This window comes from Streptococcus sp. 121, assembly GCF_016458205.1.
In the GTDB taxonomy this organism is placed as follows: Bacteria; Bacillota; Bacilli; order Lactobacillales; family Streptococcaceae; genus Streptococcus.
Window position 1 is genome coordinate 1 of sequence record NZ_JAEMED010000083.1, and the last position, 1,013, is coordinate 1,013.

Sequence of the window (1,013 nt, forward strand, 5' to 3'; positions counted from 1 at the left end):
CATTAGCTACAAGCTCTTTCGGGGAAATCAAACAGATCCAGTCACCTATCTCCCAGCAGTTGAGGAAGTGAAAAAACAATTTGGAATTGAGAGAATTGTCGTTGTAGCGGATAAGGCCATGAATAGTAAAACCAATGTTTCTGCCATGTTAGAACAAGGGGACGGCTGGCTCTTCTCACAGAAACATCGTGGAAAAAGAGGGGCTCCAAAGGATATCCAAGAACAGATTTTAAATTCAGAGGACTGGCACTTTAATGCGGAAGCCACATTCGCTAAGAAATCTTATATTCGAGAACGCAGGCTAGGTACAGGCAAGAACTCTCCAGTCGTTAAAGAAAAAGTTTTGATAACCTGGAATGAAAAATATGCGAAGCGCGAACAAATTCGTAGAGACGGTGCTCTTGAATACGCCAGTAAATTAACCAACGCGGAACTTTTTCGTCAGACGAGTAAAAAGGGTGGTAAGAAATACCTTGATCTATCCTATGTCGATGAGGAGACAGGCGAAATTAAGCCTTTCTCTCCACTGATCCGAATTGACCAAGAACAGGTCGATTTTGATGCTCAGTTTGATGGAATCAATGTGATTGTCACCAGTGAGACAGAGATGTCGGACGAAGCCATTCTTGATTCCTACAAGCAGCTCGGGAAAATCGAAGATTGCTTTAGGGTCACGAAGACCGAATTAGAGAGTCGACCAGTTTATGTCTGGACGGAGGAACACATAGAAGCCCACTTCTTAACTTGCTTTATAGCCCTAATTTTTATTCGGTTACTTCAATGCAGAACAGACTGGGCAATGAGTCCAGAAAGAATGATTCGGGCCTTGAATAGTGCCAAAGCAACTCGTTTACAAGATGATTACTACAGACTTCAGGAGAGTCCGGATATGCAGGAGTTAAATAAGCTTCTTGGAATTGACTGGACAAAGGGAGTTGTGAAGTTCGAGGAATTAAGAAATTATGCTAGAGGTTCATATACAACACGAAAATAATTAAAAAAGATAGCCAAAC

At 41.9% G+C, this 1,013-nt stretch carries 1 protein-coding gene; it reads left to right on the forward strand.

What is annotated here, in order from left to right; all coding sequences use genetic code 11:
- A partial coding sequence (locus tag JEQ21_RS09810) for an IS1634 family transposase (RefSeq protein ID WP_199365317.1) occupies window positions 1-994 on the forward strand: 994 nt, incomplete at its 5' end.
- Window positions 995-1,013 lie beyond the last annotated feature (19 nt).